Origin of the sequence: Amycolatopsis sp. NPDC026612, assembly GCF_040638285.1 — a bacterium.
Lineage (GTDB): Bacteria > Actinomycetota > Actinomycetes > Mycobacteriales > Pseudonocardiaceae > Amycolatopsis.
Genome location: NZ_JBEZYB010000005.1, coordinates 41,489 through 59,106 on the forward strand (window position 1 = coordinate 41,489; position 17,618 = coordinate 59,106).

General features: G+C 70.2%; 13 protein-coding genes, 1 tRNA gene and 1 pseudogene. 4 read left to right on the forward strand and 11 right to left on the reverse strand.

Translation table 11 applies throughout. The features are described 5' to 3' along the window. The first annotated feature begins 489 nt into the window (after positions 1-489). Positions 490-3,582, forward strand: a complete 3,093-nt coding sequence (locus AB0F15_RS07205) for a BTAD domain-containing putative transcriptional regulator (protein ID WP_360266530.1) — start codon at positions 490-492, stop codon at positions 3,580-3,582. Here the strand turns inward: AB0F15_RS07205 and AB0F15_RS07210 are convergent. Beyond that, positions 3,566-3,997 carry a hypothetical protein gene (locus tag AB0F15_RS07210; protein WP_360266533.1) on the reverse strand — a complete coding sequence of 144 codons (432 nt, stop codon included), beginning with the start codon at positions 3,995-3,997 and terminating at the stop codon, positions 3,566-3,568. The two genes, AB0F15_RS07205 and AB0F15_RS07210, sit on opposite strands and share 17 nt — an antisense overlap. Before the next feature lie 154 nt (positions 3,998-4,151). On the opposite strand from AB0F15_RS07210, the gene AB0F15_RS07215 reads away from it, so the two are divergent. Next, positions 4,152-4,460: a hypothetical protein gene (locus tag AB0F15_RS07215; RefSeq protein WP_360266536.1), complete on the forward strand. Its 309-nt coding sequence runs from the start codon at positions 4,152-4,154 to the stop codon at positions 4,458-4,460. 259 nt (positions 4,461-4,719) lie between these two features. On the opposite strand, the gene AB0F15_RS07220 is transcribed toward AB0F15_RS07215, so the two are convergent. From AB0F15_RS07220 to AB0F15_RS07235, 4 genes and pseudogenes are all read right to left on the reverse strand, one after another. Further along, positions 4,720-4,793, reverse strand: a tRNA-Pro gene (locus AB0F15_RS07220). A 315-nt stretch (positions 4,794-5,108) separates the two neighbouring features. Then, positions 5,109-5,773, reverse strand: a pseudogene (locus tag AB0F15_RS07225) (glycosyl hydrolase family 18 protein); the annotation flags it as partial. A 168-nt stretch (positions 5,774-5,941) separates the two neighbouring features. After that, positions 5,942-6,721 carry an enoyl-CoA hydratase/isomerase family protein gene (locus tag AB0F15_RS07230; protein ID WP_360266538.1) on the reverse strand — a complete coding sequence of 260 codons (780 nt, stop codon included), beginning with the start codon at positions 6,719-6,721 and terminating at the stop codon, positions 5,942-5,944. 2 nt (positions 6,722-6,723) lie between these two features. Further along, positions 6,724-7,635 carry a PaaX family transcriptional regulator C-terminal domain-containing protein gene (locus tag AB0F15_RS07235; protein WP_360267121.1) on the reverse strand — a complete coding sequence of 304 codons (912 nt, stop codon included), beginning with the start codon at positions 7,633-7,635 and terminating at the stop codon, positions 6,724-6,726. A 146-nt stretch (positions 7,636-7,781) separates the two neighbouring features. On the opposite strand from AB0F15_RS07235, the gene AB0F15_RS07240 reads away from it, so the two are divergent. Then, positions 7,782-9,419 carry an ABC-F family ATP-binding cassette domain-containing protein gene (locus AB0F15_RS07240; protein WP_360266541.1) on the forward strand — a complete coding sequence of 546 codons (1,638 nt, stop codon included), beginning with the start codon at positions 7,782-7,784 and terminating at the stop codon, positions 9,417-9,419. A 59-nt stretch (positions 9,420-9,478) separates the two neighbouring features. Here AB0F15_RS07240 and AB0F15_RS07245 read toward each other — a convergent pair whose 3' ends face one another. The 5 genes from AB0F15_RS07245 to AB0F15_RS07265 form a co-directional block, all read right to left on the reverse strand. Then, on the reverse strand, positions 9,479-10,300 hold the full coding sequence (locus AB0F15_RS07245; RefSeq protein ID WP_360266544.1) for a carbohydrate ABC transporter permease: 822 nt from the start codon (positions 10,298-10,300) through the stop codon (positions 9,479-9,481). Then, complete coding sequence (locus AB0F15_RS07250) at positions 10,297-11,268, reverse strand: sugar ABC transporter permease (RefSeq protein ID WP_360266547.1); 972 nt, start codon at positions 11,266-11,268, stop codon at positions 10,297-10,299. Before AB0F15_RS07250 ends, AB0F15_RS07245 begins: the two co-directional genes overlap by 4 nt. Continuing rightward, positions 11,250-12,521: an extracellular solute-binding protein gene (locus AB0F15_RS07255; protein WP_360266550.1), complete on the reverse strand. Its 1,272-nt coding sequence runs from the start codon at positions 12,519-12,521 to the stop codon at positions 11,250-11,252. Before AB0F15_RS07255 ends, AB0F15_RS07250 begins: the two co-directional genes overlap by 19 nt. 100 nt (positions 12,522-12,621) lie before the next feature. Continuing rightward, the gene (locus tag AB0F15_RS07260; RefSeq protein WP_360266553.1) at positions 12,622-14,709 is read right to left on the reverse strand and encodes an alpha-galactosidase; all 2,088 of its coding nucleotides are present in this window, start codon (positions 14,707-14,709) and stop codon (positions 12,622-12,624) included. Between the two features lie 55 nt (positions 14,710-14,764). Then, entirely contained in the window at positions 14,765-15,709 is a 945-nt protein-coding gene (locus AB0F15_RS07265; protein ID WP_360266555.1) for a methionyl-tRNA formyltransferase, read from the reverse strand. Between the two features lie 112 nt (positions 15,710-15,821). Here AB0F15_RS07265 and AB0F15_RS07270 point away from each other — a divergent pair, with 112 nt between their 5' ends. Beyond that, entirely contained in the window at positions 15,822-17,135 is a 1,314-nt protein-coding gene (locus tag AB0F15_RS07270) for a lysine N(6)-hydroxylase/L-ornithine N(5)-oxygenase family protein (protein WP_360266558.1), read from the forward strand. Here AB0F15_RS07270 and AB0F15_RS07275 read toward each other — a convergent pair. Beyond that, positions 17,122-17,607 carry a DinB family protein gene (locus AB0F15_RS07275; RefSeq protein WP_360266561.1) on the reverse strand — a complete coding sequence of 162 codons (486 nt, stop codon included), beginning with the start codon at positions 17,605-17,607 and terminating at the stop codon, positions 17,122-17,124. The genes AB0F15_RS07270 and AB0F15_RS07275 overlap by 14 nt on opposite strands. Positions 17,608-17,618 lie beyond the last annotated feature (11 nt).

Sequence of the window (17,618 nt, forward strand, 5' to 3'; positions counted from 1 at the left end):
CGCGGGGGAATAGATGCACAAAGGGCCCGTGAGCAGGGGTTGTGCTGCTCACGGGCCCTGCAATTGTGTCCGTCGGGCTGACAGGATTCGAACCTGCGACCCTTGACCCCCAGGACGGGGAGTCGATGTTTTCGCAGCTCAGGGCGCGTTCGTGTGATCAAGTGGCGTGTCGGAAATGCCTGGTCGTTCATCGGCGTGCACGACGTGTGGTCCCCTGGTGGTCCCCAAGGATCGACCTGTTCCTGATCTCTGACGGCCTGGTAGCTCTCCCCAGTCACACTTTGCCCTGCATCCCGATACGAAGCCAGCACGCGGCCGGTGGTGCCGGGTCAAGACACGCTTCATCGTCTTGACGCGGTGCTATCGGCCGTTGTCACGATCAGGCTTCGGGATGGAGGTCTCCAACGACGGTCCGTAACGGAGATCGACAGTCCATTGTGGGCAAATGTATCTGGGTGGTCGGCGGTTGCTCCTATATGCGTGGATCCGATGACTTTCGCGGAGCCGTCGGGTGCCTGCGTGCTGACGAGGCTGCCGCGTCCTCTCGATGTCGAGGTACCGCGGCTGGGGCTCGTTCAGCGCTTGGAACAACGGTGGCAGCGATCGGTCACCCTGGTCGTCGCGGGACCGGGGTTCGGTAAGACGACCATCCTGGCCCAGGCGGCGCGGGCCCATCTGCTCGCACCTCGCGGGATCGACGTGTGGGTTAGCTGCGAGGCCGCACACGAGGATCGCGCGCGGTTCGCACGTTCGTTGCTCGACGCCATGTGCACCGGTCACGAGTCCGGCGCCGTTCCCGGGGTCGGGGACGTCATCGACGCCGTGATCCGCAAGGCGCCGCTGGAAGTGTGTCTGCTGCTCGATGACGTGCACGAGATCCCGGCCGGCTCACCAGGGGCGGCGCTCCTCCGCGAGATCGCGACGGCGCTGCCGGCCACCGCGCATCTCGTGCTCTCCGGGCGGGAGGCGCCCGAGCTGCCGCTGGCCCGTCGCGAGGCGGCCGGCGAGCTGATCCGGATCGGCAGCGAGGACCTGGCCTTCACCGACGTCGAGGTGATGGCCCTGGCCCGCAGGCTCGGGCAGGACTCGCGGGCAGCCGCGGCGGTGCACGGCTGGCCCGCACTGGTCCGGCTGGCCTTCGCCGCCGGCCCTGCCGCGCCGTGGCAGTACGCCCGCGAGGAGATCCTCGATCGGTTGCCCGGCCCGCAGCGGCGGGCACTGGCGGCGTTGGCCGCGCTCGGCACCGCCACCGCGGGCGAGGTCGCGGCAGTCACCCGGGAACCGGTCGCCCTCGATGACCTGGCCAGGCGGATCCCGCTGGTCGCCGGCCTGGACGACGGCCGCTACCGCGCGCAGGAGCTGTGGACCGACGCGGTCTCGCGCACGATGACCCCGGAGGAGACTCAGCTCCTGCGCGAACGCGCCGCTGCCGTCCTTGCGGCACGAGGTGACCTGGCCCGCGCCGGCCTCCTCGCCCACCAGGCACGGGACTGGCACCTGCTTGCCGGGCTGGTCGTCGAACTGGTCCGCACCACGCTCACGGTCCTGCCCCGTACCATCGCCGAACGGTGGCTCGGTCTCGTCCCGTCCTCGATGGCCGACGAACCGGCGTTCCTGCTGCTACGTGCCGCGGTGAGACATGCCGGGGACTTCACTGACCCGTGCATCGGCTTCATGCTCGACCGCGCCTGGCACGGCATGCTCAAGCGGCACGACGAAGCCGGTGCGGCCGCGGTACTCGGCCAGGCCATGGTCACAGCGTTCTCACGGGCCGACCTCGTCAGGCTGGCCGCGCTGACCGGGTGGGCCGACCGGCTCGACGTGCCGTCCTCCGCCATGCTCGCGTTGTTGCGGCACAACGTGGCCGCGAGGCGCGCCGAGGTCGACGGCGATCCGGAGGCCGCGCTGGCGCACATCGTCCAGGCGCCCGTGTTCGGTGTGCCCGCCGCACTGGCGATGTCCACCTGGCGGTTTCACTACCACTGTCTCAACATGTGCGGGCGCAGCGGGGAAGCGGCCGACCTGGCGGACCGGACACTCGGCGACGCGTGCGACGCGCGCGTTCGACTTTCCGCCGCGGTGGCCCGCTGGCTGGACGGCGATCCGTCGGACCTGGCTCTGTTGCGTGACACGGGACGTGTGGCCGCAGCGGCCGCCACACCGCGGGCGGATCCGGTGCCGGCGACGGCGCGGGAGGCGTTCGTGGCGATGGCCCTCGCGGCGGTGATCGCGTCCTCGTGCGGCGAGGGGTCCCTGTTGCCGGCACTGCCCTGCGGTGACCCCGAGGGCAGGGACAACCCGCGCGACGCGGTGCTGGCATGCGTCGCGCAGGCTGCGGTCGCGGTGGCCCGCGGCGACGAGTGCGCCGCCCGCTGGGCCTACGCCGGCCACCTGGTCCGCTGGCCCATCGAAAACCGTTTCGCCGAACGGCATTTGCGACGCTTCCTGGCCCTCGGGTATGTCGTGAACGATCGGCTGCGCGAACACTGGGACGGCGTCGAGCTCGGCCCGTCCCATCACGCGGCGCGGGGAGCCGCACAAGCTCTGGTGCTGGCGCGCGCGGGCGACCTCACCGCCGGCGAGCGGCTGAACCTCGCGCACGCGCTCTGCTTCCTGCCGCTGCCGTGGTCGGTGGAGCTCGCCGCACGTCTCGCGGCCGGCGGAAGTTCCCGCGGGATCGACCTGGGTCGCTGGCTGGCCGACACGATCGGGCCACCGGTGCACCACCAGTTCCGCGAGTCGGCACGAGCCGCCGAGGAAACCGTGGCAGCCGGCGCGACCCGGCTGCTGGCTGCTCTGCCCGCGCCACCCACACACCGGACTGGTATCGAGGTGCTGGGCGTGCTGCGACTGACGCGAGACGGCGTCGCCGCCGACGCGCCGCAGCTGCGACGGGCGCGGGTTCGGCAGTTGCTGAGCGCGCTGGTGTTGCGTCCGGTGCTACCGCGTGACCAGGCGATCGGGCTGCTCTGGCCGGATCTGGCGCCGGACAGGGCGGCCAGGAACCTGCGCGTCACGCTGACGTACGTGCGTCAACTGCTCGAGCCTGACCGGTCAGCCGGCGACGCGAGCTTCCACCTGCGCACCGACGCGGACACGATCCGACTCGTCCCGTCCGAGTCGCTGTCCTCGGACCTGTGGAGGTTCAACCTCCTGGACACCCACGTCGGCCAGGCGCGGGCGGAAGGCGACATCGACCTCGCCACGGACCTCCTCGACGAGGCGGTCGCCCTGTGGCGCGGCGACCCGCTGCCCGACCTGCGTGACCAGGACGTGACGATCGAGGTCGACCACCTGCGGGCGCGGCACGTCCACGACCTCCTGGCCCTCGGCGAGCTCCGCCTCGTCGCGGGAAACGCCGCGGAGGCTGGCCGGCTGGCCGCCCGCGTCCTGTCCGTGGAGCCCTATGATGCTCGTGGCCAACGGCTCGCGCTCGCCGCCGCACTCAGGGGCGGCGACCCGAAACAGATCGCGGCGGTCCGGCGCCGGGCCGTGGCCGCACTACGTCAGCTCGCCTCACCACCCGACCCGGCCACCGCGATCTTGCTCCGGCAGGCGCTAGCCGCTAGCAGTTCTTCGTGAACTCGGTTCTGACACAGGTGTTCGTGCCTCCGTTGCCGTTGCCGCGGTCGCCCTCGATGTGCGGGCCACCGTCGAAGTAGTCGTCGCCGGCACCGCCGAGCCAGGTGTCGTCACCGCCCTCACCGAACGCGCGGTCCGCACCGGCGCCGGTGGTGATGTGGTCGTTCCCGTCACCGGCGCAGACGTGGTCGTCGCCGGCCTCGGAGTTGATCGTGTCGGTGCCTGCTGTGCCGACGACCACGTCGTCGCCGGGCCCGGTGTTGGTGACCAGGCCCGGCATGGGGATGACGATCGTCGCCACGAGACCGTCACACATCGGCACCACAGTGCTGGCGGTGGCGACGCCGCCGGCGAACCAGGTGGCGGAGAGCAACGCCGCGGCGGTGAGCGCGGCAACTCGAGTGCGTGCGTACATGATGATCTCCCTCGGTCTGTGCTGCCTCGTGGCAACCGCCGCACAGACTCCGCACCCGGCGCTGCCCGAACGTTAGCCGGCCGCTTCGGCTAGCGCTCGGCTAACGGCCCGTCGGGATCGTCGTTCATCACCTACTACGAGAGGGAGAACGACGATGGCAACACTGGAACTGACCAAGCTTCACTGCCACCGGAAGAAGGACGTCATCGGAAAGGACGAGCCACGCATCAAGGTCGACGGCGTCCCCGTGTGGAACGGGGTCATGGAGAAGGACTCGTCGCGGGACCTTCGCCCCACGAGCGTCGTGTTCGACAACACCACCAGGGTGAAGCTCGAGGAGATGAACAACCAGGACGCCAAGCAGATCGGCGCCGATGTCGTCATCAGGGAAAGCGGCAACCCCGACTCGGTGCACTTCAAGACGTCCGGCGCGTGGTACGAGTTGTACTTCACGGTGGCGTAGAACAATGGTCAGGAATGTTCGGTCGCCGCCGCCATATGGAAGCCGAGCAGTTCGATCGCCGCGGCGCGCATCTCGACCCTGCGTACCTCGCGGCGTTCGCTGGGAACGGCCGGGCCGGCTCACCGAAGCCGGCCCGGCCGCGCTTGCCGGGGGCTGGTGCCAGGACGCGCACCGAGCGCTGTGCTAGACCGGATCGACACCCATGACCACAGCAAAAAGCGGGCCTCCGCAGCTGTGAGCTGCGGAAACCCGCTGTCCGTCGGGCTGACAGGATTCGAACCTGCGACCCCTTGACCCCCAGTCAAGTGCGCTACCAAACTGCGCCACAGCCCGGACCCGCACTCGCTGAGTGCGTAAAATTACTTTAGCGTGCCCGCCAAACGGCCCTGCAACCAGGGTCCACCCTCCGTCTGACCTGCGAAAATGCGGTCAGGGTGGCCGGAAACCGGATCAAGCGGGTGGCCGAAGTGGGTCAGGGTCTGCCACTCCACGAACAGAGCTCTTCGAGCCCGTCAGGCCGTCGACGAACGCCGGTTGCCGGGTCCTGAGCTGAGCGCCGTCGGCGAGCACCATCGTCGCGAAACAACCCGAGTTCGACCACCAAGCGTTCGGTCCGCTGCACGCGACTGTTCAGCGGGCCGGACCCAATCACTCGAGCCTGGCGCTGACCGCGTTCATCAATACCCCGTGTCACGCGACATCTCCCACGCCAGCACGCCGAGACCGCGAGGCCGTCTTCACCCCGATCGACCAGGCGTCGTCGAACGTCCGCCACTGGCCGCCGTTGCCCGTGTGGCAGGACGTCGCCACCGCGGCCGTGCGTGGTGGGCCGTCCTGCCCGGCATGGTTGCGACGAGTTCGCGTAGCAGCGCGTGCCCGTCTCCCGGTGAGCTGGCCCGGTGCCGCGCTGTCGGCCGTGGCCGTAGAACGCCATGTCGAGCGTCAGCCGCCGGGGATCGACGCCTGCGTCGTCGTCGGGGTCGGCGTACCGGTTGCCCCGTGGCCGGTGCGGTTCGGCTCCCACGCGTTGTCGCTGCCCGATCCGTGGAAGTCGTACCCCTGCACATTGGCGACGTCCAGAGAGGTGAACGCGTGCAGCCGGTGCCGCTTGTCAGTGGTCGCGCCGTACGCGTCGAGCTGCGTGGGGACTCGGCCGGCGGCGCCGTCGAATTGTTCTTGTCGTTCGCACTCCAGTGGTTGCCCGAGCCGCTGTAGGGCGCGATGGTGCCCTTGAGTCACGTGTCCACACAGGACGAGACCAACTTTTTGCGCGAAGCGTCGGTGGTGGCAACATCGGAGAAGTACGTCCAGCCGTCGCAGGTTCGCTGGCGCGCCCGGTGAACCGTCGCAGTAGGCATGCAGAGGCGGTGAGCGCGGAGCGCAGTCGAACTGGAGTGCCTCTCGTGGCGGTGCTCCAGGCGGCATGAGGCGGGGAGAACCGCGCACGCCGGAACGGTGCCAACCGGGGGCCGAACGGACGGTCAACGCCCCGAGAAAGCCGCCTTGCCTGGTCCGTCCGCCAGGAACGACTTCACGGCGTTGCGGAGATCTTCGGTCTCGAACAGCGATGCCGCGATCGTCGTGATGTGCGCGTTCGCCTCCGGGACGCCGCCGGCCGAGTAGTGGTCGAGAACGCGCTTGGTCGCCGCGTGGGCTCGGGTCGGGCCCTCGGCCAGCCGAACCGTGAACGCGCGCGCCGCTGCGTCGAAACCCTCGTCCGGCAGCACGCGGTTGACGACGTTCCAGCGCTCCAGTGTTGCGGCGTCGTAGGTGTCGCCGGTCATCACGAACTCCTTGGCGCGCCCGACGCCGGCCCGCGCGGCGAGCCGCTGGGTGCCGCCCATCGTCGGTGTCAGGCCGACGACCTTCTCGACCAGCCCGAACTTCGCGCGCGTGGCCGCGAGGATGATGTCGCAGGCCACGGCGACCTCGAACGCCCAGGTCAGACACAGGCCGTGGGCGGCGAAGACCGTGGGGAACGGCAGCGCCGCGATCCTGTCCGGCACCGCCAGCATCTCGTCGAACAGCACCTTGGCCTCGGCGGCCGAACCCTGGGCGTCGAACAGCGAGACGTCCACGCCGCCGCTGACGATCTTGCCCTCGGCGCGGATCAGCAGCGCCCGCGCGGGTTCGGCTTCCAGCTCGCCGATCGCCGACGAGAGTGAGGACTGCAGCGAAGCCGTGTACAGGTTCAACGGCGGGGCGTCGACGGTCAGGACGGCGAGGCCGCCGTCACGATCGAGGCGGACCTGCTGAGTCATGGTCACCCTGCTTCTTCGGCTTCGACGATGGAGTCCCAATACTGCTGGGCCTCGGGGCGCCAGTCGACGTGTTTGTGATGGAACAGTTCCGCCGCCTTCGTCCCGCTCCACTTGGCCGGGAGCAGCTCCGCCGGCAGTTGCGGGTCGAGGAACGGGAACCGCCGCCACTCGTGGACGAGCTCGGTCTGCGCCCGCAGCACCGCCCGGCCGCCGGTGGGGTGCAGGCCGGTGAACCGGTCGATGAAGTCCTCGTAGCGGTCCTTCAGCTCGGTCAGGTCCCAGGACCGGGCGACCATCGACTCCTGCTCGCCGACCTCGCCGTACGCGGCCGTGAACGACATCGCCTGCGCGTCGAGGCCGAGGTCACTGACGATCTGCTGGGCCTCCCGCTGACGGGACAGGTCCGGGCTGACCCACACGCCGGCCACCGGCGAGCCGAAGCCCGCCCAGGTCAGGCGCGTGCGGAGCCGGTGCCGCAGGTCGCGCTTGGCCTCCGGCACGGAGACGATCAGCATCAGCCACTGCCCGTTCCAGCGGCGTTCCTCGCGGCCGAACGCGTAGATCCGGTCGGCGCCCTCGGTCAGCAGACGCCGCCCCGGCGGGGTCAGCGACCAGCGCACCCGGCGCCCGACGCGCTCGGAAACCACCCAGCCCTCGGCGGCGGAGCGGGCCAGCGCCTGCCGCGCCGACTTCTCCTCGATGTCGAGCATGCCCAGCACCTCGACGAGCATCGACGTCCAGACGGGCGTGTCCCGCGGCAGCGCGTACTCGCCGAGCACGGTCATCAGCAGCGACCGCGCGCTGGCGTGACTGACCTCCCGGCGCCGGCTCACCGTGGGCCGCGGCGCGGACGACCGGCCTTCCCTCGGCTTCGGCCTGCGGCCGAGGGTGACCGGGGGAGCGGGCTCGCCCATACTGTTCACCGACCTCACTGCGCTGCGGGACTGACAACCGAACAGGGTACCCACACTGAGTGATCAAAGCGCCACGGGACACACACAGCCGGTGGTTTTGACCTTGATCTGACAGTTCGGCACGGGGTCGTAGACTCGGTTACCTCATGAGCGCAACACTCGTCGCGAAGGACCTGGCCGCGGGCCACGGTGACCGCATCCTCTTTTCCGGCCTCGATCTGGTCGTCGCGCCCGGCGACGTCGTCGGCCTGGTCGGTGTCAACGGCGCCGGCAAGTCCACGCTCCTGCGGACCCTCGCCGGGCTCGCGAAGCCGGACAGCGGCGAGATCCGGCTGAACCCGCCCGCCGCGACCGTCGGGCACCTGCCGCAGGAGCCGGAGCGGCGGGAGGGCGAGTCGGTGCGGGCCTTCCTGGCGCGACGCACCGGCGTCTCCGCGGCGCAGGCCGACCTCGACGAGGCGACCGAAGCGCTCACCGCGGGCGAGGCCGGCTCGGACGACCGGTACGCCACGGCGCTCGACCGGTGGCTCGCCCTCGGCGGCGCCGACCTCGACGAACGGGCCGCCGAAGTGGCTGCCGACCTCGGCCTGGCGGTCGACCTGGATCAGCCGATGACGTCGCTGTCCGGCGGCCAGGCGGCGCGGGCGGGGCTGGCCTCGCTGCTGCTCAGCCGCTACGACGTCTTCCTGCTCGACGAGCCGACGAACGACCTCGACCTGGACGGCCTCGCCCGGCTGGAGCGGTTCGTGTCGGGGCTGCGCGCGGCGACCGTGCTGGTCAGTCACGACCGCGAGTTCCTGGCCCGCACCGTCGACCGGGTCGTCGAGCTGGACTTGGCGCAGCAGCAGGTGAACGTCTACGGCGGTGGCTACGAGGCGTACCTCGAAGAACGCGAGGTCGCCCGGCGGCACGCGCGCGAGGACTACGACGAGTACGCCGACACGAGGGCGTCGCTGGAAGCGCGCGGGCGGATGCAGCGGGCGTGGATGGAGAAGGGCGTCAAGAATGCCCGCCGGAAGCAGCCCGACAACGACAAGGCCGCTCGCAAGTTCCGCTCCGAGGCCACCGAGAAGCAGGCGTCGAAGGCGCGGCAGACCGATCGGATGATCGAGCGCCTGGACGTGGTCGAGGAGCCGCGCAAGGAGTGGGAGCTGCGGATGGAGATCGCCCCGGCCCCCCGGGCCGGCGCGGTGGTCGCGACCCTGCGCGGCGCGGTCGTCCGCCGCGGCGGGTTCACGCTCGGACCCGTCGACCTGCAGATCGACTGGGCGGACAAGGTCGCCATCACCGGCGCGAACGGCTCCGGCAAGTCGACGCTCCTGGCGGCTCTCCTCGGCCGGGTTCCGCTGGACGAAGGTGACGCGGCACTCGGGCCGGGTGTCGTGGTCGGCGAGGTCGACCAGGCCCGCCGGCTGTTCCTCGGCGACGTCCCGCTCGCGGACGCGTTCGCCCGCGAGGTCCCGGAGCTCGCCGACGCCGACGTCCGGACCCTGCTGGCGAAGTTCGGGTTGAAGGCCGCGCACGTGCTGCGGTCCGCGGCGACGCTCTCGCCGGGCGAGCGCACCCGCGCGGCGCTGGCGCTGCTGCAGGCGCGCGGGGTGAACCTGCTGGTCCTTGACGAGCCGACCAACCACCTCGACCTGCCGGCGATCGAGCAGCTCGAGGCGGCGCTGGACCGGTACCCGGGCACGCTGCTGCTGGTGACGCACGACCGCCGGATGCTCGACGCCGTGCACGTCACCCGGCGCCTCGAGGTCGACGGCGGGAAGGTCGGCGAACTGTGACCTGCCGGCGCTTCGCGGGTATGGCTGCAGTGAGCGGTGCTCTCGCAGGAGAGCACCGCTCACCCCTTCGTCGCGCCTCCCGTCAGGCCCTTCACGAACTGCTTCTGCAACGCGAGATAAAAGATCAGCACCGGCAACGTCGCCAGGAACATCAGCGCGAACACACTCCCGAGATCCGCCTGGTACTGGCCGATCGACCGGTAGATCCCCGTCGTGATCGTCGTGCCCTGGCTCGGGCCGAGGATGATCAGCGGGTCGATGAAGTCGTTCCAGATCCACACGCCGAGGAAGATCAGGACCGAGGCCGTCGCCGGGCGGAGCAACGGGAACACCACGCGCCAGAACACCTGCATGCGGCCGGCGCCGTCGAGGAGGGCCGCCTCCTCCAGTTCCACCGGGACACCGCGGATGAATCCCGTGAACACGAACACCCCGAACGGCACGTAGTAGCCGACGTTGAACAGGATCAGCCCCTGCAGCGTCGCCATCAGGTGCGTGACGCGCAGGACGTCGGTGATCGGGATGAGGATGACCTGCGGCGGGATCATCAGCCCGGCCAGCAGCACCAGCGTCAGCACCTTCGTCCACCGCTTGCCCGAGCGGGCCAGGTAGTGCCCCAGCATCGCCGACAACACCGTCAACACCAGGATCGACAGCACCGTCACGACGACGCTGTTGGCCAGGCTGACCCAGAACAGGCCGTCCGGCCGGGTGAGCACCGCCTGGATGTTGGCCAGTGTCGGCGGAACCGGCAGCGACGCGGGTTCCTTGGCGATCAGCTCGCCGCGCTTGACCACGTTGGCCAGCACCAGGTACAGCGGCACGAAGAACACCGCACCGACCAGCAAGGCGACCGTCGGACGCAGCCAGGACCGGGTCACAGGTCCACCTCCCGGCGGCGCAGGAACCCGAGCACGATCGTCGTCACGACCGCGACGATCGCCAGCATCAGCACGGCCATCGCGGACGCGTAGCCGACGTGGTTCGAGTCGAACCCCGTCTGCAGGACGTCGAACGCGATCGTCGCGGTGGCGCCGGATCCCGGACCGCCGTTGGTGATCACCTTGACGTAGTCGTAGGTCTTGAACGCCGAGATCAGCAGCACGACCGTGTTGATCGTCAGCGACGGCGCGAGCAGCGGCCAGGTCACCGCGCGGAACCGGCGCAGCGGCCCGGCGCCGTCGATCTCCGCGGCCTCCAGCAGTTCCGGCGGCACGCCCTGCAGGCCGGCGAGGTAGACGACCACGCAGAACCCGAGCATCTGCCAGCACACGATCGACGCGACCGAGTACAGCGCGACGTCCGGGTCGGACAGCCAGCCCGGCGGGTGCGAGATCCCGAGCGCCCGCAGCAGGCCGTTCAGCGGCCCCCGGTCGTCGAGCAGCCGGGACCAGACGATCGAGACGACGACCGAGCTGAGGATCACCGGCGTGAAGAACACGCTCCGCAAAGCGTTGTACAGCCAGCCTTTCCGGTCCAGCAGCAACGCCACCCCCAGCCCGAGGACGTTGGGCACGATCACCACGATCACCGTCAGGATCGTGGTCACCTTCAGCGCGGTGAGGAACTGCTCGTCGGTGAACAACAGCCGGTAGTTGCCGAACCCCACGAACTTCACCGGCGGGTGGAACGGGTTGTAGTTCGTCAGGCTGTACCCGAAGCTGATCAGGATCGGCGCCATCACGAAGCACAGGTAGACGAGCACCCCGGGCGCGCCGAACGACGCGAAGTGCGCCACCCGCGGCAGGACGGGCTTGCGGCGCCTGCCGCGGGCGGGGGAGCGGCGGGTGCCGGGCGGCGCGGGCGGACTGGCCACGGCGGTCACCGACGTCAGCCCGCCTTCGCCCACTCGGTGTCCAGGAACGCGCACGCGTCGGCCACGGACTTGCGGCCGGTGATGACGTCCTGGGCGGCCTGGTCGACCTTGTCCTTCATGCCGGGCAGCAGCCCGTCGTCGGCGGTCTCCCACCGGAACGCGTGCACCACGGCGTTCTGCTGGACAGCCTGCGTGTACAGGTCGTAGCCGGCCTTGAAGGTCGCGCCGACGCCGGATGGCGGGGCGTAGCCCTTGATCGCCGGGAACAGGCCGTCAGCCTTCACGGACGCGTCCAGCTGGTCCTTGTCCAGCTGGAAACCCAAAGCGAACTTGCGGGCGGCGGCCAGGTTCGCCGCCTTGGCGTTCACGATCATGCCGCCGCCGGTGTAGGCGGGGACGACCAGCTTGCCGTCCTCGGTGGGGAAGTTGAACACCCCGACCTCGAAGTCGTGCTTCTTCGAGTCGGCGTTGGCGGAGAACCAGTTGCCCATCGGGTACATCGCGCCCTGGCCGTCGAGGAACGCCTGCTCGGTCGCCGCGTAGTCGCGGGACACGCTGGTCTTGTCCACGTACCCCTTCGCCGCGAGGTCGGCGAGCTTGGCGAAGGCGTGCTGGAACGCCGGATCGGCGAACTTCACCTTGTCCTGACGCCGTTGCGTCAGCCAGTCCGGCATCGTGGTGTAGACCTCGGTGCTGACCAGGCCGGACAGGATCATCGACGAGGGGAAGCCGTCCTTGCCGCCGCCGATGGTGAACGGCGCGTAACCCTTGTCCTTCAGCTTGCCGGCGTCGGCGACGAGTTCGTCCCACGTCTTCGGGGGCGCCGCGATGCCCGCGTCGGCGAACATCTTCTTGTTGTAGTAGACCGGCGGAATGGTCTGGGTGTTGGCCGGCAGCTGGTAGTACTTGCCGTTGACCGGGTTGGCCTGCGGGAACTGGAAGTCCTTCAGCTCCTCGGGCGTCCAGGCGTAGAGGTTGCCCGCTTCGGCGAAGCCGGCCGAGTCGACGGCGATCATCACGTCCGGGAACTGGCCCGACTGCAGGAGCTGCTTCGCGTACGACGTCCGCCCGTCGGCGGTCGGCGCGACGAGCTTCTTGACCTTGATCCCCGGGTTCTTCGTGGTGACGCGCTGGATGGCGGCGTCCCAGTAGGCCGGCGTGAGGTTCGGGGTTTCGAACGTCAGGAAGGTGATCTCCGCGTCGCCGCCACCGCTGGTGCCTGACCCGACCGAACACGCGCTCGCCGCCAGGAGCGCCGCTGCGCCCAGCGCCAGGGACCTTCTCATCGTGCCTCCGTCATATGTGATGTATGACGCATTTGATCGGAGGTATGGACCAGTGTCAAGCGTCGAATCCCGTCGAATACGGCTGAGACGCGCCGAAAGATCAGATCTTTCGCTGCAATCGGATGACGGTGCTCGAGAAGTCCCCGGTCGGCAGGCCGAGCGGCAGCCCGTGGGCGAGCAGGACCGCCCCGCCGTAGGTGGACCCGGAATCCGGATCGAGGTACCGATGAGCGGGATCGAGGCCGTCGAGCCGCAGCGGCCGCTCCGGCGCGTTGAAGCGGGCGGCCTGCCGGTAGGCGAAGACGACCACGCGATCGCCGAGGACGTACTGGAAGGCGACGACGCCGTCGTCGAGCGGTGGCCGCAGCCGGTACAGCGCGCCGTGCTGCACCACCGGCCGGATGTCCTTGTAGAGCGCGATCAGGCCGTGGGCGAGCGCGAGATCTTCGCCGGGCCAGTGCACGATGTCGCCGCCGACGCCGAGCACGCCGGCCATGGCGACGTGGAACCGGAACGTGAGCGGCGCCGAGCGGGCGGTCACGAAATTGGGGTTGTCGGTGACCCAGGCCGACATCGCGCGAGCGGGGTAGAGCTGGCCGTAGCCGTGCTGGATCCGCAGCCGGTCGAGGGCGTCGGTGTTGTCGGAGGTCCAGACCTGATCGGTGCGGGCGAGCACGCCGAGGTCGATCCGCCCGCCGCCGCCGGCGCACGACTCGATCCGCAGGCCCGGGTGGTCCGCGCGCAGCCGGTCGAGCAGCGCGTACACCGCGCGGGTGTGCTCGACCCACAGCCGGTCCTGGTCGGGTTCACCGGGCCAGCCCGCTTCGCTGAACGGGCGGTTCATGTCCCACTTGAGGAAGTCGATGCCGTGCTCGCCGACGAGCCGGTCGAGCCAGTCGTGGGCCCACTCGCTCACCTCGGGGCGCGCGAAGTTCAGGACGAGCTGCCGCCGCAGCTCCGACCTGCGCCGGTGCGGGTGGTGCAGCACCCAGTCCGGGTGGGCGCGGTAGAGGTCGCTGTCGGGGTTGACCATCTCGGGCTCGACCCAGATGCCGAACCGCATGCCGAGTCCGTGCACGGACTCGACCAGCGGCTTGAGCCCGTCGGGAAAGCGCTCGCGGTTGACCTGCCAGTCGCCGAGCCCGGCGTGGTCGCCGGTGCGGGCGCCGAACCAGCCGTCGTCCATCACGAACAGCTCGACCCCGAGCGCCGCGGCCCGCTCGGCCAAGGCGCGCTGTCCGGCCTCGGTGACGTCGAACCCCGTGGCCTCCCAGGAGTTGTAGAGCACCGGACGAAGTTCTTCCGGGTGCGGAAGGACGTGTGCGCGGACGTAGGCGTGCCACGCGCGGCTCGCGGCACCGAACCCGCCGCCGGTGTACAGCCCGGCGGCCACCGGCGTGGTGAGCGGACGGCCGGGCCCGACGTGGTGAACGACACCGTCCTGGCCGAAGCCGCCGCTCACGGTCAGGCGGCCGGTCGGCGACCGGGTGGTGGTCAGGCGCCACGATCCGCTCCAGGCGAGCGCGACGCCGTAGACCTCGCCGTGGCGCTCGGTCGCCGTGCCGTCGTCGACCATCACCCAGGGGTTGGCGTGGTGGCTGGTGATCCCGCGGCGGCTGGCGAAGACGGTTTCGCCGTGCGGCACGGGTTCCCGGTGCAGCTGGGTTTCCGCGGCCCAGCGGCCGGTGACGTGGCTGAGCCGGTAGTCCTCGAAGACCGGCAACGCCCAGGTGGCGGAGTCGGCGCGGACGACCTCGACGTCGGCGCCCGCGGTCAGCTCGGCCCAGCGTTCGAGGACGTCGCCGCGCAGCCGGTAGTGCAGGGTGATCCGCAGCGGGTAGTGCCGGTCCGCGAAGCGGAGGCACAGGTGCCCGGCGGTGATTTCGTGGTCCTCGTACCGCCATTCGAGGGCGCGCGTCCCGTCGGCGAAGCGGACCTGCAGCGCGGGCGTCCAGTACCGCGTGCCACCGTCGGCGGCGAGTTCGCCGAGCCCCTCGTTCGGGTCGTTGAAGCCGTCCCACCAGGGAAGCGTTCTACCGGCCGATTCGGCGACTTCGGCCGCGGTCAGCGCGGGTCCCCAGTAGACGTGGGTGGGGACGTCGTCTTCGTCCAGCCGCAGCGCGTACGTGCTCGACTCCCCGGTGAGCACCCAGATGCGGGGTTCGTCGAGGAAGCTGATCCCGGCCATGCGGGACATCCTGCTCACCGGCGTGGCCGCCGCCAAGGGATGTCCCGCTCACCGGTCACGGACGGTCGGTGAGGTAGCCGCCCATCGTCTTGAAGTATTCGTGCGCGCTCACGTCGGTCCCGTCGGCGGTGCGGACGCGCTCGACGAGCAGGCCGGGGGACCGGCCGCGGCGGGCGTCCGGCCCCGCGACGATCACCACCCCGTCGCCCTCCCGGATGAAGATCCGGCCCGGCGTGCCGCCGTAGTGGCCCTTCGACACCGACGCCCGGGTGATCCGCAGTTCCCGGCCGCGGTGGTAGGCGAACGCGTTCGGGTACGGGTCCGACAGTGCGCGCACGAACCGCTCGATGTCCGCCGGCGGCAGCGTCCAGTCGATCAGGCTGTCGCGCTGGGCCCGCTTGTGGAAGAAGCTGGCCTTCGCCCGGTCCTGGGGCACCGGGGTGTAGCCGGTCTCGACGAGCCGGATGGCTTCGGCGGTGATCGGCGCGATGAGGTCGACCGTGCGGTGGAAGAGATCGGTTGTGGTGTCCGACGGCCCGACCGGGATCGCGCGCTGCAGCACGATGTCGCCGGCGTCGAGTTCGCCGTCCATCATGTGGGCGGTGACGCCGACCTCGGTCTCGCCGTTGATCATGGCCCAGATCAGCGGCGAGAAACCCGCGTACGCCGGCAGCAGCGAGTCGTGGATGTTGAGGGTGCCGTGCCGCGGCAGCTCGAAGATCTCCGGGGGCAGCCAGGTCCGCCAGTTGTTCGCCACGATCAGGTCGAGGTCGGCGGCCTCGAGCTCGGCGAGCAGTTCGGCGTCTTCGGGCTGGTGGCGCAGCAGGACGCGGAGGCCGTGGGCCTCGGCGAGGTCGGCGACCGAGTCGGCCCAGATCCGCTCGTAGGCGTGGTCGCTCTTCGGGTGCGTGACCACGAGTGCGACCTCGTGCCCCGCATCGAGGAGCGCCTGGAGGGTCCGGTGCCCCCAGGTCTGGTAGCCGAACATCGCCACGCGCATAGGAGAGGGCCTTTCATGATCGGGGGACGAACATCACCACGAACGTACTAGGCGAGGCTCGCCTAAGTTAGGTTAGGGTTCCCTGAACCGTACCGGACGCGCTAGGAGCGACATGACTGCAGAGGCCGGCGAACAGGTCCCGATCCACGACGTTGTCGGAGTGGGCTTCGGGCCGTCGAACCTCGCGCTCGCGATCGCCGTCGCCGAGCACAACTCCACGGGTTCCGGGACGCCGGTGACCGCGCACTTCCTCGAGCGGCAGCCCCGGTTCGGCTGGCACCGCGGGATGCTGATCGACACCGCCACGATGCAGGTGTCGTTCCTGAAGGACCTGGTCACCATGCGGAACCCGACCAGCGAGTTCAGCTTCCTCAACTACCTGCACGCCGCCGGGCGGCTGGTCGACTTCATCAACCACAAGAACCTCTTCCCGCTGCGGGTCGAGTTCCACGACTACTTCGAGTGGGCGGCCGCGAAGGTCGACGACGTCGTCTCGTACGGCACCGAGGTCGTCTCGGTGAAGCCGGTGTACGCAGGTCCGGAAGTCGCGTATTTCGACGTCGAGGCGTCGGACGGTTCGTCGCTGCGCGCCCGGAACCTGGTGCTGGGCACGGGTCTGCGGCCCCAGCTGCCCGCGGGGGTCACCGCCGGCGCCCGGATCTGGCACAACAGCGAACTGCTGTTCCGCATGGACGCCCTGCGGGAGTCCGAGCCGAAGCGGTTCGTCGTGGTCGGCGCCGGCCAGAGCGCGGCCGAGGTCGCCGCGCTGCTGCACGACCAGTTCCCGCGCGCCGAGGTGTGCGCGGTGTTCGCGCGCTACGGCTACAGCCCGGCCGACGACAGCTCGTTCGCGAACCGCATCTTCGACCCCGAGGCCGTCGACCGGTTCTACGGCGCGGGCGAGCCGGTGAAGGAACGCCTGATGCGCTACCACGGCGCGACGAACTACTCGGCCGTCGACATCGACCTGATCGACGAGCTCTACCGCCGGGTCTACCGCGAAAAGGTGCTGGGCGTCGAACGGCTGCGGCTGTTCAACGTCTCGCGCCCGGTCGAGGTGACCGACGCGGGAACCGTGACGGTCGAGTCGCTGACCACGGGCGAGCGCACGGTGCTGGAAGCCGACGCGGTCGTCTACGCCACGGGCTACCGGCCCGCGGACCCGACGCCGCTGCTCGGCGAGCTGGGCCCGCGGTGCCTGCGCGACGAGTCCGGCAGGCCGCGGGTCGAACGCGACTACCGGATCACCACGGACTTCCCGCTGCGCGGCGGGATCTACCTGCAGGGCGGCACCGAGCACACGCACGGGATCACGTCTTCGCTGCTGTCGAACACCGCGGTGCGGGTGGGGGAGATCCTGCAGTCCGTCGTGGACCGGCGGGTGGTCGGGGAGCCGGCGGAGGAGTACGCCGTCAGCGTGCGGTGAGCTGCTCCCGGAGGATGTCGCCGTGGCCGGTGTGGCGGGCGAGTTCCTCGATCAGGAACAGGTGGACGAACCGGAGGCTGACCTCGCCGACGACCGGGTGCGTCCACCGGTCGTCGAGCGAGAAGCCCGCCGCGATCTCGCGGGAGCGCGCGCTGGTGCGCTCGTACTCGGCGATCACGTCGGCCACCGTTTCGTCGTCGGCCACCGCGAAACTGGCGTCTCCGGGGGTCGAGGGGCCGTCGATTTCGGCCGCGTCGAGGCCGGCCACCAACCACTGGAACCAGCGTCGCTCGGCGACGGCGGCGTGCTTCACCAGGGCGATCGGCGTGGTCAGGGACGCGACCAACCGCCGCCGGGCGTCGGCTTCCGACAGGCCTCGCAAGTTCTCGACGAGGGCGCGGCGGTTGCGGTCGAGCATGGTCTCGAGCAGCTCACGCTCGGTGCCGGTGGTCTTTTCGGGCAGCACGTACACGGCAGTCGTCT

Excerpts from the sequence above, each read along its gene's own strand:
- AB0F15_RS07205 (WP_360266530.1), top strand. The coding sequence starts at position 490 with ATGACTTTCGCGGAGCCGTCGGGTGCCTGCGTGCTGACGAGGCTGCCG.
- AB0F15_RS07215 (WP_360266536.1), top strand. The coding sequence starts at position 4,152 with ATGGCAACACTGGAACTGACCAAGCTTCACTGCCACCGGAAGAAGGAC.
- AB0F15_RS07240 (WP_360266541.1), top strand. The coding sequence starts at position 7,782 with ATGAGCGCAACACTCGTCGCGAAGGACCTGGCCGCGGGCCACGGTGAC.
- AB0F15_RS07260 (WP_360266553.1), bottom strand. The coding sequence starts at position 14,709 with ATGGCCGGGATCAGCTTCCTCGACGAACCCCGCATCTGGGTGCTCACC.
- AB0F15_RS07265 (WP_360266555.1), bottom strand. The coding sequence starts at position 15,709 with ATGCGCGTGGCGATGTTCGGCTACCAGACCTGGGGGCACCGGACCCTC.
- AB0F15_RS07235 (WP_360267121.1), bottom strand. The coding sequence starts at position 7,635 with ATGGGCGAGCCCGCTCCCCCGGTCACCCTCGGCCGCAGGCCGAAGCCG.
- AB0F15_RS07230 (WP_360266538.1), bottom strand. The coding sequence starts at position 6,721 with ATGACTCAGCAGGTCCGCCTCGATCGTGACGGCGGCCTCGCCGTCCTG.
- AB0F15_RS07210 (WP_360266533.1), bottom strand. The coding sequence starts at position 3,997 with ATGTACGCACGCACTCGAGTTGCCGCGCTCACCGCCGCGGCGTTGCTC.
- AB0F15_RS07270 (WP_360266558.1), top strand. The coding sequence starts at position 15,822 with ATGACTGCAGAGGCCGGCGAACAGGTCCCGATCCACGACGTTGTCGGA.
- AB0F15_RS07255 (WP_360266550.1), bottom strand. The coding sequence starts at position 12,521 with ATGAGAAGGTCCCTGGCGCTGGGCGCAGCGGCGCTCCTGGCGGCGAGC.